Origin of the sequence: Halobacillus sp. HZG1, assembly GCF_035818575.1 — a bacterium.
Lineage (GTDB): Bacteria > Bacillota > Bacilli > Bacillales > Halobacillaceae > Halobacillus > Halobacillus litoralis.
In genome coordinates, this window is record NZ_JAYLVQ010000061.1 from 243,935 (window position 1) to 258,434 (window position 14,500).

A 14,500-nucleotide genomic window follows, 5' to 3' on the forward strand; every position below is an offset into this window, starting at 1 on the left:
GATGACCTGGTACACCTCTTTTTTCCATTTTTTATTTGACGTTTTCTTTGAGCCAGTATTCTCCGTCTTTGTATTCGATTTGTTCAGGATAACGGAGGTCCGTGACTTCATCCTGGGTTTGTTTGGATGGTGGTGCGGTCGCGAGAGAGACAACGACGTTCGCTATGATAGCGGCGGATGCCCCGAAAACGCCGGCACCGGTATCAATGATTCCTAGAATCGTGAACCCTCCGTATTTCGCTGCAAAAATGTATCCGAGGGTCACGGAAAGTCCGACAAGCAAACCAGCAATAACCCCAGGTCCATTGGCCCGCTTCCACCATACGCCGAGGAGCAAGGCCGGGAAGAACGAGCCGGATGCTAAAGCGAAGGCCCAGGCGACGATTTGCGTGATGGCCCCTGGCGGATTCAAGGCAATCAAACCTGCGGCGACAGTAGCAAGGACGATCGACCAACGTCCGACAGCCAGACGTTTTTTCTCACTCGCATTCGGATTGATGGAGCGGTAATAAATGTCGTGGGACAAGGCTGCGGAAATCGCGATCATCAATCCACCGGCTGTTGATAAGGCAGCCGCCATTGCACCGGCAGCCATCAAACCGATGACGAAGATGCCAAGGTTTGCGATCTCTGGTGTTGCCATAACGACGATATCATTACTGATGACAAGTTCCGACCACTGAAGGACCCCGTCACTATTATTGTCCGCAAGGGAAAGCCGTCCGGTATCCACCCAGGCTTGTGTCCATGCGGGAAGGTTATTCAATTGCGAACCAGCCACTTCCGTCATCAAGATGAAACGGGAAAAAGCGGCGTACGCAGGAGCAGACAAATAGAGTAAACCGATGAATAGCAAAGCCCAGGCTCCACTCCAGCGAGCAGCTTTCATCGTCGCTACCGTATAGAAACGGACGATGACGTGTGGCAGACCGGCTGTTCCCGCTGTCAGTGTGAACATCAGAGCGATGAACTGCCATTTCGATCCTTCTGTAAATGGAATGATGTATTCAGAAATGCCCAATTCCTGATCGATCGTACGCATCTCCGAAATGACGTCCCCGTATGAAATCCAAGGGACAGGGTTCTGCGTCAGCTGCAGCGACATGAAAATGACCGGAATCAAATACGCGATAATCAATACCAAGTACTGGGCGACCTGTGTCCAGGTGATTCCTTTCATTCCACCCATCGCTGAGTAAAAGGCGATCAGCACGACGCCAATCAACGTCCCAGTGACCGTGTTTATTTCAAACAGACGTCCAATAACAACCCCTGACCCAGATAATTGTCCGACCGAGTAGGTGAAGCTTATAATGATGGTTGCTACCGCAGCAATTAACCTGGCCGTATTGCTGCGATAGCGGTCTCCAATGAATTCCGGCACGGTGTACCGGCCATATTTTCTTAACTGTGGTGCTAAAAGGAACGTAAGGAGCAAATACCCGCCTGTCCATCCCATAATGTATGCGAGTCCATCGTATCCAAGAATCATAACCGTACCGGCGAGTCCGATGAATGAAGCTGCACTCATCCAATCTGCTCCAATGGCCATGCCATTGTAAACAGGCGGCACCCCGCGGCCGGCAACGTAGAAATCTGAAGTAGCCCTTGCTTTATTGTAAACAGCGATACCTATGTACAGAGCAAAAGTAGCGACAATCAAAGCAAGGGAGACTATAAACTGTGCGTCCATATTTCTCCCCCTATCCTATTGGTTAACCACTTGATTTTGATCGGAATCTTCTTTTGGTACCAGCCCGAATTTCTTATCGACGACGTCACTGATGATGGCATTAAAGAAAAGCAGTGCAATAAACGTAATAATAGCTCCCTGTGCTCCCATGTAATAGGGAAGAGGTATCCCCATCACTGTAAAGGACTGAAGACTTTCGGCAAAAAGAACAACTCCAAAAGATACGATTGCCCCGATAGCGAGATAGATGATGATCAAAGTCGTACGCAAACGGAAATACGCTTTCGCCTTCTGTGGATCCATTTTTTTCACAACGATTCACCTCCCTTTGCATTATCCTCTTAGGTTAAAAATGAACTGTACGGTTTCCCAGAACGGCATCGGCACCATGATGATCTTGGTGAGAGCGACACCGAAGAGCGCAATGAATGGCACAGCCAGTAGGAACGGCCGCTTCTTTTTCAGTGCGAAAACAACAGAAAGTACGGTTATAACGGAAAGAATAATCGGAATCAGCAACGAATCTACCCTCCTTTTGTGTAAGCGTTAACATGACAAGGTAAAAATTTTTGTGTGAATATTTAGATTTAACTGAATATTACAACTTGTATTATTATAAAATTCTCATAATTTGTCAACAGGTACGATATGACTAGACAAGTTTCGAGGATTTATGTAATTTCCTCTTATGCATCAGTGCGATTCTATTAAAAACCAGCATCCTATGAGGGATGCTGGTTTCCAAACATCTTCCGCCACGTGCGAGGTCCAACAACACCATCAATTTCAAGCCCGTGCTGTTGCTGGAATGTACATACGGCCGCTTCAGTTAATGGCCCGAAATGGCCGTCGTCTGCTATTCCGACTGCCCGCTGGATCCGTTTGACCACGGACCCTTTAGCGCCGAAGTAAATGGGATTTCCCGGATAGGTGCGCGCGTTGAGCCGGTTTGTCGTCAACGGGCCGGCACTCCCATCCACTTCCAACCCTTCCTGGTGTTGAAAAGTTACGACTGCTTGTTTGGTCCGTAGCCCATAAAGGCCATCGATGGGGCCTGGTTCGTAACCTAATCGGCGGAGCTTCGTTTGAAGATCACGGACATCCTGGGATTTTTCCGGCCATTCGAGATGGGCATAATCCTTGAAGCTAGACCAGTCTCCACCCCACTGAAAACCGAGTGACTTCGCAATATCCGCTACTTTACGCCAATCCTGATTCACCGTCCAGAGTGCTTTTCTCCCATCTGAACTGACCAGGAAAAAATCAACCGCGCGGCCGCTGTGGTGATTGCTTTCTCCAGGTGTGGCATAGGTGACGATGTTCCCGCTGTGTCCATATCTTTTCCCGTTCCAATAATAGTCCGGCCGTCCCTGTCCATACAAGCGGGCCTGCTCCTCATGCGTGCGATGGCCGGAGGAAATTTGTACAAATATTCCCTCTGTGTAGGATTGCTCGATCATTTTCCAAACCTTTTCTTGTACGATTGTTTGGACGTTCCCCATTTTATCCAAACTGCGATGCTTCAAGGTTTCTATTGTAATCATAAAATCCCTCCCTGCTTCTATAATCGAAGCGGAGAGGGATTTGGTGTCAGGCTGCTTTCAAATTTTTCAACACATTGAACACGAAGAAGAAAATGCCGAGTGATGTGATGGTTGCGCCTGTCGCGACAAGGGGAAGCCACACGTCATTTTCGAAAAGGACGACTAAAAATAAGCCGAGCATCATGATCGGTAGACCGATGTTATGAAGCCAGAAATGAATTTTTCCAGATAAAGATTTCGCTAGGTCGGGAAAGAGATGATATAAAATACCCGCGAGTGTGAGGGCGCTCCATCCGAGTACATTGATATGGACGTGCACAGGTGTGAGCGCATAGTCGTGTGCACTGGACATGTAGTAACCGATGGCAATGCCGATGGCAAAATAGACAGTTGAAATTTTAACCAACGTAATCCCCATAAAGTCCAACCTCCTTTTTCCCATATATACGTGGGACAGCTTCCAAACAGAATCATGGAATTCCGCTGATCAGCATCGTAAAATGGAGGAGAATCTAATGAAGAGGTGAACGCAATGAAAATAGAAATTTGGTCAGATTTCGTCTGTCCTTTTTGTTATATCGGAAAACGCAGACTAGAAGAAGCGCTGGAACATTTTCCAGGCAAACAAGTGGATGTCGTTTATAAGAGCTTTGAACTTGATCCGAATGCCGAGCGCAACACGGGAAGAAACATGCATGAGAAACTCGCGGCTAAATATGGCCGGTCAATGGAAGAAGCGCGTGAGATGACGCAGAACATGACCGAGCAGGCGAAGATGGTCGGCCTTGATTTCCACTTTGATTCGGTGGTACCGACAAACACGTTTGATGCCCATCGTGTCTCTCAATTGGCTAATGAAAAAGGATTGGGCATAGCTTTTGCTGAACGCTTTTTCAAAGCCGTTCTGACAGATGGCAAAGATGTCGGGGATCATGAAACGATCACGGAGCTGGCCGTTGAGGTCGGACTTGACCGGGATGCGGTGGTTTCTGTTCTTGAAGGAACCGATTATACGGAAGCGGTTCGCCGTGAAGAAGCGGAAGCCCAGCAGATCGGTGTCCAGGGTGTACCGTTTTTCGTCATCAACCGGAAGTATGCCGTCTCTGGCGCACAGCCGACGGAGGTCTTCGTTCAGGGGCTTGAAAAAGCTTTTGCCGAAGAGGAACAGACGCCTGCATTTGAAGATTTATCCAGTGAGAGTGGAGCGGCTTGTACGGAAGATGGCTGTGAAGTACCTGGGGAAGAAAAGAAGTAGGATGAAAGCCGCGGGGTGTCCCGCGGCTTTTTTATGTGCATTTTCATGTGCGCGGAATGGTGCCAGGTCGATCCCCTCCTCCATTAGGAGGCTATCCTTTTTATAAAGAAGATCCCCTTTCTCACCTCTCCCTGTATTAGTGAATAGCCTATATAAAAAAGAGGAGGCATTTTAATGGAATTGACAATGTCTCATTGGATTTATGGGCTGTTCACATTTCTCATCATCTTAACGATGATTTTCCGTAAAGGGGTCGTACTCCCCACTTTGCTTGGTACTTTTGTGGTCGCATGGATGTTTAATGGTAATTTAATCAGTGGCTTTGTGGGTGTCTTCAATGCCAACCTTGTGGCTGCGAAAGAATTGTTCAATATTTTCTTGATCATTACTTTTATGGTTGCCTTGTTACGTTCCTTAAAAGATCTCGGTGCGGATACACGCATGATCCAGCCGATTCAAAAAGTGATGATCAACAGTCATGTATCGTTTTTTATTCTTGTCGGAGTCACCTATGTCGTGTCTCTTTTCTTCTGGCCGACTCCTGCTGTTCCGCTCATCTGCGCCCTTCTTGTCCCTGCGGCCATCCGTACGGGCCTGCCTGCGATGGTGGCGGCGATGGCAGTGGCGCTTGCCGGCCAGGGGATGGCGTTATCGTCGGATTATATCATCCAGGTAGCACCAGAATTATCCGCAAAATCGGCAGGGATCGATACAGCGGGCGTCATGGATCAGGCTTTGATTTTATCGGTGGTTACAGGGATCGTTGCGATCGGTCTCGCTTATCTCTTCAATAGAAAAAGTTTCCGCTCCAAGGATGACCCTCATAACGAGCAGGAAATTGTTCAAATGCAGGGGCTCAAAGAACCAGGAGGAACGCCAAGTTCACGTGTTCATCTCTGGAGTAAAGTCTTTGCCATCCTCGTCCCTCTCTCCATGCTGGCTGTCATGATTTATATGGTTTCGACCAAGATTGGCTCGGGACGGATGGGTGGATTTGAAGGAGGAAGCGGAGCGGCCTTTATCGGAGGCGTTGCTGTCGTTTTATTGTTGCTTTCCAGTGTGGCCTTCGGAAAACATAAAGCCCTCGATGATGTGAGTGAGCATATTACCGAAGGTTTCGTTTTTGCCTTTAAAGCGATGGGACCTGTCATTCCGATTGCCGGTTTCTTCTTTCTCGGCAGTGGGGATTTTGCCAAAGATATTCTTGTGCTGCCTGCTGAAGCGGCCCCTTCCTTTCTTTTCGACCTCGTCCAATCGAGCCAGGATTATCTGCCACAAAGCGCCTTTTTGACCGCTTTTAGCATTTTAATCATCGGAATCATTACAGGATTGGACGGCTCCGGTTTCTCAGGACTTCCGCTTACCGGCGCGCTATCCGCCTCCCTCGCCAACGGAACAATTGACGCTTCAACCCTCGCTGCCATCGGACAGATGGGATCCATCTGGACAGGAGGCGGGACCATCATCGCCTGGTCGTCCTTGATTGCGATTGCAGGATTCTGCGGCGTCCCCGTCATGGAACTCGTCCGGAAAAACTTCATCCCCGTCATCCTAGGACTGATCACCTCCACCATCGTCGCATTACTCCTGTTTTAGTTTCCTTTATTTGGTGTACCAGGTCATCCATAATATGGATGACCTGGTACACCATTTTTTGTCAATCTCACTTTCCTCCTTCATTTGTTTGTTGGTTGGTGTTTCTTTAGACACACGAAGGGTTGGATATGCAGGAAAGATAGACTAGGGAACACCTGTCCGATTGATTCATTTTTCTGAATATTAATGAAATTAATTTCCTCACATGTTATATTTTGGTAAGCATTTCATTAGAGGGGGAAAATTGATGAATAAGAAACACATCGTTCTCAGCTCAGCGATGGCTGGGTTACTTGTCTTTTCTGCTACACCGACAACATTTGCGCACGACATGCTTGATGATGCTTTAGTAGAAAAGGGACAGGAAGGGTCTCAATCACTTAATGAGGTACCTGTTTTAGAAGGCACAAAAAACGTGGGGAACTGGAAGGAAGTCGGTTCTGCACAACTGAAAGAATATGACGGAATCCAGAACAACACCGCCGATGTTTATGCCCATGACGGCTATGCTTATGTGGGAACACATACTAGAAACGGCGGCGAAGGCGGCGTCCGTATCTTTGATTTGAAAGATCCATCCAATCCTGTGGAAATCGCGAAGTTTGCCGATGACATCCCAGGCACATGGCAGGAGAAGGTCATTGTTAAAAAAGTGAACACGAAGGAATTCAAAGGTAATCTTGCTGTCGTAAGTGTCCAGCAGCTCAACCGCAGCAACCCTGATTCAAAGGGTGGTTTCCTTTTGTATGACGTATCCAATCCTGAATCACCTGAAAAACTCGGTTTCTGGGAAATGGACAAGCGCGTGCCAGGTACTCATGAACTTTACCTGACAGTGAAAGAAGGAAAGCCTTTCGTATTAGCGGCCAATCCGTATGCAGATTACTACACGCACGGAGAAGAGAAGGATTTTGCTTTAGTTGACGTCAGCGATCCTTCAACTCCGGAAACGATTTATGAATTCGACCCGCGTACTCTCCCTGAAGTGGATGAAGACTTTAATGGATATCACTGGAATTCTCCGGATGGAAAAACGCGTCCAGTCTTCAACCACAGTACAATGACGGATAACAATGGAGATACGGCTCTTCTTTCCTTCTGGGATCTCGGTACAATCATTCTCGATATCTCTGATCCTTACAATGTGAAGTTTGAAGGTCGGACTGATTATGCTCCGGATGTCCAGGGTTCCGCGCACTCCGCTGCCCTTGCTAAAGGCGGCAATGTGCTGATTGAAACACGCGAAGTGTACAACCCTACGAAAGAAGGTTATGAAGAATCTTACGGCTACACAAGAATTTTTGATATTAAGGACAAAGAGAATCCGAAGCTGTTGAGCACGTTCAAGACAGAGCTTGTCGATGACGTGGAAGATGGCGTCACCTTCGCCAATACGGTTCATGATCCAAAAGTTCACGGCAACACTTTATACCTCTCCCACTATGCAGGAGGTATTCGAGCGGTAGATATCACAGATCCAAGCAACCCCGAGCAAGTTGGAGTTTATAGTCCAGCAGGTGGTTATTTCTGGGGAACATTCGTCGATCGCAACTACGTGCTCGGCTCAGACATGAACCAAGGTTTGAAAGTGCTGCAGAAAAATAATAGCGATAAGTAAAGGTAAAGCCTCCTGATCATACAGGAGGCTTTTATCAACCAAAAATCTCTTATATCAATTAAATCTTCTATATATCAATTAAATCTTTGATATATCAATTAAATCTCGAATATATCAATCAAATCAACAATAGATCAATCAAACAAAAAAGTGCAGGAGCTTTCTCCTGCACTTTCCTTATCCCTTCACAATTCTACTTTCAAATGGCCCCAGATTCTCCTTACCATACGACTTTTCCTTATCACTGTGATTCATCAAGAATAAATAGTAATCTCCACCGATATGACGGCGATACACTTCCACATCGCGCTCGGATTCGATTGTTTGAATGCCATGGTCACTCGTCACATCAGAAGCAATTTTCTCCAAAGCCTCTTCACTCAAACCTCCACCGATGTAGTAGACGCTTCCTTTTCCAAACGTGTTCTTCGTCACAGCTGCATAGTCTTTGTAAAACTGGTCCTGATACGAATAGAGGGTCTGTGCTTGTTCAGGAACGAGGAGATCGCGCCAGACAGAAATAGACGCTGGTACCTCAGCAAACGCACCTTCCCCTTGCAATTCAAGCTGATGAGCGGCTGTTAGAGATTCTATTTCCTCTACACGCGCACCGATCAAGTCGCGGACAGGCCCAGGCAGGACTTCTCCGAGTCGGATGTTGTTGTCCTTGCCTTTCAGTCCGGCACGGTAGGAAAAGATGACCGTGCCGCCTTCTTCTGCAAAGGTACGAAGACGACTGGCAAGCGCATCGTCCATCAGCTGCATGACTGGGACCAGTACGACTTTGTATGTACTGAGATCACGGCTTGCCGGGATGACGTCGATGTTCGTATTCTTCCGGTAAAACGGGCGGTACAAACGCAGCAATTCTTCGTTGAAGTCGAAGTCCTTGCTCTGGATTTGTGAACGCCAGGACCAGATGTTGTCATAATCATAGAGTACCGCAACATCAGACTTGATTTCCGCATTCAACAGCTCTTCATGTTCTTTGATCTCGCTGAATAAGGATTGAACCTCTTTATATTTGCGGCCGTAGACGTTGTCATGATCAACGACACCGTAACAGAACTGTTCGGCGCCCTTCGTCATGCCGCGCCAGCGGAAGTAGAGCAGGTTGGAACAGCCGTGTGCGAATGCTTGATACGACCACATCTTCGCCTGGTTCGTTCGTGGCAGATAACCGATGACATCGTGCCCCTGGGCTCCCATCAGTTCTTCGACGATCCAATAGTTTTGATCGAGCAAGCCACGATTGAAATCATGCGTCATCGCAATGGCCTCTGGAGGGATCGGTTTTTCGAGTCCGCCCCACACCGGATAGTTATCATACGAAACGAAGTCCATTGGCTTCACATTTTCTTCATGGTCAAACCATTTATCGAAAAATCCACCGGACACGTTTGTCGTAACGGTTTGATGGCTTCCCTTATGCTTCTTCACAATCTCCGTCATTTCGTGAGTGAATCCGTTGACGGAAGCAGAACGGAAGCGCGCCCACTCCAATTTCAATGTCGGATTGTGAGTCGTTACCGTCGGCTTTGGAATGGGGATTTCAGAAAAGTCATTGTACGTCTGTCCCCAGAAGATTGTGCCCCATTCGTCATTCAATTGCTCCACACTGTCGTATTTGTTTTCCAAATACTCATGAAACGCGGAATGACACTGATGACAGAAACACATGTCGCTTCCTTCATGGCCGAATTCGTTGTCAATCTGCCAGGAGACGATAGCTTCTTCGTCTTTATAGTGCTGGACGAGTTTTTCCGTAATCCCTGCTGCGTACTGACGGTACTTGTCCGAGTTGAAGCAGTACTGACGGCGGCCGCCGAATACTCTTGTGTTACCGTTTTCATTTTCAGCCAAAATCGAGGGGTGTTTTTGGGCGAGCCAGGCTGGAAATGTCGCGGTCGGTGTCCCGAACATAACATCGAGGCCCTGCTGTTTCACTTTTTCAATCACACGGTCAAAGTAGGAAAAGTCGAACGCTCCTTCCTCTTTCTCCATGAGATGCCACGCAAATTCCCCAATCCGGACGATGTTTGCGCCCATGTCCTTGATGCCTTGAATGTCTTCATCCATCATTTCTTCCGGCCAGTGTTCCGGATAGTAATCGACACCTAAATACGTCATTTATAAGCCTCCTGTCTCGATGTTCAACGTCCACGTGTATGAGCCGTGTGCTGGGATGTAGGAAACTTTGCCGATTTTTTCAGCAAGATACACATCATCATAGACGCCTGTGCAAGGTTCCAATGCAATATTATGCTCTCCCCGGTAGCCGCCACGCGTTTTCCAGACCCCGAGGTAAGGCACTTTCGTTTCAGGAAAGCGATACATCAATTTCCTGTTTACGTCCGGTTGTACGAGCGAGCACCATCCTTTGGAAAGCGGCTCTGTGAAATAAAATTTTTCTGCCGTTCCCTCTTCCATAGGCTCGAGCTGACTCAGGTCAATCGTGTTTCCTGTTTTCGCTGACTTTGTCTCAGGATAAGCGTGTGGCGTTCCCCAGTCACCTAAATGCTGTGACCCTTTTTCCACATTCATCACTTGATTCAAATCTTCAGGTACTTCGATGGCTGTGTGTTCATTAAGATTGAGCAGTGCATGCGGCGTCCAAATGAACGGAAACGGCTCATCACTCTTGTTGATCGCTTCATACTTGATTGTCACACCATGGCCGTGCAGGCAGATTTTCTTTTTCAATGCATAAGGAAATTCAGGACTGTGAACCTCAAGCGAAACCCCATCGTGGGTCGCTTTATATTCCCACGGAAGCGTCCATACTTCTCCGTGATCGGGAATCTCCTTCCAGTCTGTCGGGTGAGGACCCTTGTCGATTCCAGGAAACATCTCGTCAAAACCGCTGGAATCATAGTTGGAAAAATCCGCTCCGTACGGGGGAATCTCGAGATTTGGACGATCGGTCTGATACAGCCATTCATAATCGGCTTCTTTATCAAAAAAACTGACCATTTTCCCTCCGTATCCCGGTAGGATCACCGCTCTTACACTCTCATTTTCCAATACAACGGCATCCAGACTCTTGAATTTTGTCTTCTGGTACGTACATACATCGACCATCGGTCACCGCCTCCTTAACCTAATTGTTTCATGAAACGCTGGAATGCTTCCTTCCCTTCTTCTGTACGTTTGAACACCCCTGCATGTTCCAAAACAGTGGAAAATCGTTTGCCGATTTCTTTCTGCATCTGTTCCCAGACCGCTTGTTCAGATGTTGTGGTCCACTCGATCTGCTTCGCCCACGGCACATGTTTTCCTACCAATCCATCATTCACCGCAGCATCTAATTTTCCTTCTTTTATAAAACGGATCAACTGCTCCATTTCATCAACCAATCGTCCTGGTAGCACGGCAAGCCCCATCACTTCAATCAGACCGATGTTTTCTTTTTTAATATGATGGACTTCTTCATGAGGGTGGAAAATTCCCATCGGATGAGCTTCGTTCGTACGGTTATTCCTAAGGACGAGGTCAAGCTCATAGTGTCCCTTTCTATAACGGGCGATCGGCGTCACTGTGTTATGAGGTTCGCCCTCGGTTTCTGAGAAAACTTCTACTTTTTCATCCGAATACGTCCGCCACGATCGTAAAATGATGTCTCCGAGTTCAGATACACGGTCACGATCCTCGCCTTTCAGCCGAATCACGGACATCGGCCAGCGAACAATACCTGTCTCAACATCTTTGAATCGAGGAATCTCAAACGTTTCTTCCACTGGTGCTTTTGCCATCGGAAATTCATGGTGACCACCCTGGAAATGATCATGACTCAAAATGGACCCGCCGACGATCGGTAAATCAGCGTTGGATCCGACGAAATAGTGAGGCAGCTGATCTGTGAAATCGAGGAGGCGATCAAAGCCTTCTTTGGAGATTTTCATTGGCCGGTGTTCCCGTGATAAAACGATCGCATGCTCGTTGTAGTACACATACGGCGAATACTGCAGGAACCAGTGCTCCCCTTCGAGATCGACCGGGATGATGCGGTGGTTGTCTCTTGCCGGATGGTCGAGTCTGCCTGCGTAGCCGACATTCTCTTTACAAAGTAAACACGCTGGATAAGAGGTTTGCTTTTTGGTTTTCGCCGCTGCAATAGCTTTAGGGTCTTTTTCCGGTTTTGATAGATTGATCGTAATCTCTAAATCTCCATATTCCGTCGGGCTGAACCAGTGCTTGTTTTTAGCGATACGGTCTGTACGGATGTAATGGGAATCTTTGGATAGTTGATAAAAATGATCCGTCGCTGCCTGCGGTCCTTCTCTTTCAAACTTGTAATAAAAGTCTCGGGTGATCTCTGATGGGCGCGGGACGAGGGTATCCATAATTTTCGCATCAAAAAGGTCCCGGTCCGTGACCGTATCTTCTTCGATGATCTTTTTTTCAACCGCATAAGAAAGCATGCGGTGTAAAATTAAAACAGGAGTGGTGTAGTCCTCATCTTCAGGAGACACTTCCACGAAAGCGCCTTCAAGTTTGAACAAATGAAATAAACGGTTGCGGACATAATCCACATCCCATACCGAAATCATGCGTTTATGGAGTCCATAATGAATGAGATGTTCAATGTCTTGATAGATCGTCATATCCTCACCACCCTTTTAATCTTCGTACCCATTTGGATGTTCCTGAAACCACTTCCATGCGGATTCAATCATCTTTTCGACCTCTGGATATTGTGGAGACCATCCGAGCTCTTTTCTCGCTTTTTCAGATGATGCGACAAGCTGCGCCGGATCTCCCGCTCGTTTTGGCGCGACTTCAGCAGGAACCGGGTGTCCCGTCACTTTGCGGACCGCGTCGATGATTTCTTTCACGCTGAAACCCTGGCCATTGCCGAGGTTGTAGATGGCACTTGTGCCTTCTTTTTTCAAGCGATCGATTGCCTGCAGATGGGCAGCTACCAAATCTTCGACGTGAATATAATCGCGGATACATGTGCCGTCGCTGGTCGGATAGTCGTCACCGAAAATCATGATTTTCTCCCTTTTACCGAGGGCGACTTGTAAAACAATCGGAATGAGATGCGTTTCCGGACGGTGATCCTCCCCGATCCGCCCTTTGACGTCCGCTCCGGCCACATTGAAATAACGGAGGACGGTGTACTGGATGCCGTACGCCTCTTCGGCCCACTTCAACATTTTTTCAATCGCGAGCTTCGTCTCCCCGTAGGGATTCGTTGGAAGTGTTGGATCGCTTTCCTGAATCGGAATCTGCTCAGGCTCTCCATAAACAGCAGCCGTGGAAGAAAACACGACCCTCTTTACGTCATGGGCAGCCATCGCTTTCAAAAGGGATGTAGCTCCTCCAACGTTGTTATCATAATATTGGAGCGGTTTCTCTACACTTTCCCCGACCAGAGAGTCGGCGGCAAAATGGAGCACAGAGTCGATCTCATTTTCCTGGAAGACGGTGTGCAGGAAACTCTCATTCCGCAAGTCTCCGTCATAGAGTTTCGCTCCATCCAGTACAGCGGGATGATGACCTGTCTGGAGATTATCGACGACGATGACGCTCTCTCCCCGGTCCAGAAGCTGTGCGACAGCGTGACTTCCGATGTATCCTGCTCCTCCACATACGAGTACGGTCATATTCTCTCCCCCTCCAAACGTTTCGCTCCATCTCCAATTTCTACGACGTAAAAATCAGCTTCCAATCCTGTTTGTTCCTGGTAACGTCGTCCAACGGCTTCAATAAAGCCATCCACGTGCGTTCGTTTGACGATGCTGATCGTGCACCCACCAAATCCGGCTCCAGTCATGCGCGATCCGACTGCTCCTTCGTTCCAGGCTGCTTCCACGAGAGCATCCAGCTCTTTTCCTGTCACCTCGTAATCATCTCTCAGTGATACGTGGGAGGCATTCATCAACTTCCCGAACCCTTCAATATCGCCGGCATTCAATTGATGGACCGCTTCGATCGTGCGTTCGTTTTCATAAACGGCATGTTTTGCGCGCTTCCGGACGGTCGCATCTTCTATGCTCGATTGGTGGGTTTCAAAATCTTCCACACTCAAATCTCCCAAACTACGAATAGAAACGACTTGTTTCAGTTGTGTCAGCGCTTGTTCGCATTCCTCTCTACGCTCGTTATACTTGGAATCAGCAAGACCGCGTCGTTTATTCGTATTCGCTATAATTAATGCATGGTTTTTGAGCTGGAGAGGTGTGTATTGATAGTCCAAGGTGTCACAGTTCAAAAGCATAGCGTGATCACTTTTCCCCAAGCCGATGGCAAACTGATCCATAATGCCGCAGTTGACGCCGACGAATTCGTTTTCCGCCTGTTGAGCAAGCTGAATCATCTTTACACGGTCCATCGATAAATCGAACAGTTCATCCAGCACGACCCCTGTGACAAGTTCAATGGATGCAGATGACGAGAGTCCGGCACCATTCGGGATATTGCCATAAAAAGCAAGATCAAGTCCTGTATCGATGTCATAGCCCGCTTTCCTGAAAACGTCCATGACGCCTTTCGGATAATTGGCCCAGTCATCCTCTACCTCATATACCAGTCCTTCCAGATGAGATTCGACAATTCCTTTGTCCGGAAAATTCATAGAGTAAAACCGGAGCTTCTGATCGTTTCTTTTTCTTGCAGCCACATACGTTCCTACACTTAACGCACATGGAAAAACATGTCCTCCGTTATAGTCCGTATGCTCCCCGATCAAATTCACCCGGCCTGGTGCGAAGAACATTTGCGCATCCTGTTCTCCGTTGAATTTCTCGTGAAAAACGGAAAGTAAATCTTCCATTTCGATTCCCTCCTTC

Annotated in this window: 13 protein-coding genes; 3 read left to right on the forward strand and 10 right to left on the reverse strand. The window is 47.7% G+C overall.

Going from position 1 to position 14,500, the window contains the following annotated elements; all coding sequences use genetic code 11:
• Positions 1–31: 31 nt before the first annotated feature.
• The 5 genes from VKA52_RS10290 to VKA52_RS10310 all read right to left on the reverse strand — a co-directional run bounded on the left by VKA52_RS10290 (position 32) and on the right by VKA52_RS10310 (position 3,655).
• Positions 32–1,693: a sodium:solute symporter family protein gene (locus tag VKA52_RS10290; RefSeq protein ID WP_160911038.1), complete on the reverse strand. Its 1,662-nt coding sequence runs from the start codon at positions 1,691–1,693 to the stop codon at positions 32–34.
• Positions 1,694–1,708: 15 nt separating this feature from the next.
• Positions 1,709–2,005 (reverse strand): DUF4212 domain-containing protein, encoded by a 297-nt coding sequence (locus VKA52_RS10295; RefSeq protein WP_160911036.1) that lies wholly within the window; start codon positions 2,003–2,005, stop codon positions 1,709–1,711.
• A 21-nt stretch (positions 2,006–2,026) separates the two neighbouring features.
• Positions 2,027–2,212 carry a hypothetical protein gene (locus tag VKA52_RS10300; RefSeq protein ID WP_160911035.1) on the reverse strand — a complete coding sequence of 62 codons (186 nt, stop codon included), beginning with the start codon at positions 2,210–2,212 and terminating at the stop codon, positions 2,027–2,029.
• Positions 2,213–2,415: 203 nt separating this feature from the next.
• Positions 2,416–3,237 (reverse strand): peptidoglycan-binding protein, encoded by an 822-nt coding sequence (locus VKA52_RS10305; RefSeq protein ID WP_326315598.1) that lies wholly within the window; start codon positions 3,235–3,237, stop codon positions 2,416–2,418.
• Positions 3,238–3,283: 46 nt separating this feature from the next.
• The gene (locus VKA52_RS10310; protein ID WP_326315599.1) at positions 3,284–3,655 is read right to left on the reverse strand and encodes a cytochrome-c oxidase; all 372 of its coding nucleotides are present in this window, start codon (positions 3,653–3,655) and stop codon (positions 3,284–3,286) included.
• Between the two features lie 114 nt (positions 3,656–3,769).
• On the opposite strand from VKA52_RS10310, the gene VKA52_RS10315 reads away from it, so the two are divergent.
• From VKA52_RS10315 to VKA52_RS10325, 3 genes are all read left to right on the forward strand, one after another.
• Complete coding sequence (locus VKA52_RS10315) at positions 3,770–4,492, forward strand: DsbA family oxidoreductase (protein WP_326315600.1); 723 nt, start codon at positions 3,770–3,772, stop codon at positions 4,490–4,492.
• 174 nt (positions 4,493–4,666) lie between these two features.
• Positions 4,667–6,088 (forward strand): hypothetical protein, encoded by a 1,422-nt coding sequence (locus VKA52_RS10320; protein ID WP_326315601.1) that lies wholly within the window; start codon positions 4,667–4,669, stop codon positions 6,086–6,088.
• Between the two features lie 247 nt (positions 6,089–6,335).
• Positions 6,336–7,706 (forward strand): LVIVD repeat-containing protein, encoded by a 1,371-nt coding sequence (locus tag VKA52_RS10325; RefSeq protein WP_326315602.1) that lies wholly within the window; start codon positions 6,336–6,338, stop codon positions 7,704–7,706.
• 177 nt (positions 7,707–7,883) lie between these two features.
• On the opposite strand, the gene VKA52_RS10330 is transcribed toward VKA52_RS10325, so the two are convergent.
• The 5 genes from VKA52_RS10330 to VKA52_RS10350 are packed head-to-tail and all read right to left on the reverse strand — an operon-like array spanning position 7,884 to position 14,484.
• On the reverse strand, positions 7,884–9,836 hold the full coding sequence (locus VKA52_RS10330; protein WP_326315603.1) for a beta-galactosidase: 1,953 nt from the start codon (positions 9,834–9,836) through the stop codon (positions 7,884–7,886).
• Positions 9,837–10,787, reverse strand: a complete 951-nt coding sequence (locus tag VKA52_RS10335; RefSeq protein ID WP_326315604.1) for an aldose epimerase family protein — start codon at positions 10,785–10,787, stop codon at positions 9,837–9,839.
• Positions 10,788–10,801: 14 nt separating this feature from the next.
• A complete protein-coding gene (galT, locus tag VKA52_RS10340; protein ID WP_326315605.1) occupies positions 10,802–12,310 on the reverse strand; it encodes a UDP-glucose--hexose-1-phosphate uridylyltransferase in 1,509 nt (502 codons plus the stop codon).
• 15 nt (positions 12,311–12,325) lie between these two features.
• The gene (gene galE, locus VKA52_RS10345) at positions 12,326–13,315 is read right to left on the reverse strand and encodes a UDP-glucose 4-epimerase GalE (RefSeq protein WP_326315606.1); all 990 of its coding nucleotides are present in this window, start codon (positions 13,313–13,315) and stop codon (positions 12,326–12,328) included.
• Positions 13,312–14,484 (reverse strand): galactokinase, encoded by a 1,173-nt coding sequence (locus tag VKA52_RS10350; protein WP_326315607.1) that lies wholly within the window; start codon positions 14,482–14,484, stop codon positions 13,312–13,314. The genes galE and VKA52_RS10350 overlap by 4 nt, the downstream gene beginning before the upstream one ends.
• Positions 14,485–14,500: the final 16 nt, after the last annotated feature.

Bases quoted from the DNA above. Each gene is read 5' to 3' on its own strand.
- VKA52_RS10335 (WP_326315604.1), bottom strand. From the start codon at position 10,787: ATGGTCGATGTATGTACGTACCAGAAGACAAAATTCAAGAGTCTGGAT.
- VKA52_RS10310 (WP_326315599.1), bottom strand. From the start codon at position 3,655: ATGGGGATTACGTTGGTTAAAATTTCAACTGTCTATTTTGCCATCGGC.
- VKA52_RS10290 (WP_160911038.1), bottom strand. From the start codon at position 1,693: ATGGACGCACAGTTTATAGTCTCCCTTGCTTTGATTGTCGCTACTTTT.
- VKA52_RS10325 (WP_326315602.1), top strand. From the start codon at position 6,336: ATGAATAAGAAACACATCGTTCTCAGCTCAGCGATGGCTGGGTTACTT.
- VKA52_RS10350 (WP_326315607.1), bottom strand. From the start codon at position 14,484: ATGGAAGATTTACTTTCCGTTTTTCACGAGAAATTCAACGGAGAACAG.
- VKA52_RS10305 (WP_326315598.1), bottom strand. From the start codon at position 3,237: ATGATTACAATAGAAACCTTGAAGCATCGCAGTTTGGATAAAATGGGG.
- VKA52_RS10330 (WP_326315603.1), bottom strand. From the start codon at position 9,836: ATGACGTATTTAGGTGTCGATTACTATCCGGAACACTGGCCGGAAGAA.
- VKA52_RS10320 (WP_326315601.1), top strand. From the start codon at position 4,667: ATGGAATTGACAATGTCTCATTGGATTTATGGGCTGTTCACATTTCTC.
- VKA52_RS10315 (WP_326315600.1), top strand. From the start codon at position 3,770: ATGAAAATAGAAATTTGGTCAGATTTCGTCTGTCCTTTTTGTTATATC.
- galT (WP_326315605.1), bottom strand. From the start codon at position 12,310: ATGACGATCTATCAAGACATTGAACATCTCATTCATTATGGACTCCAT.
- galE (WP_326315606.1), bottom strand. From the start codon at position 13,315: ATGACCGTACTCGTATGTGGAGGAGCAGGATACATCGGAAGTCACGCT.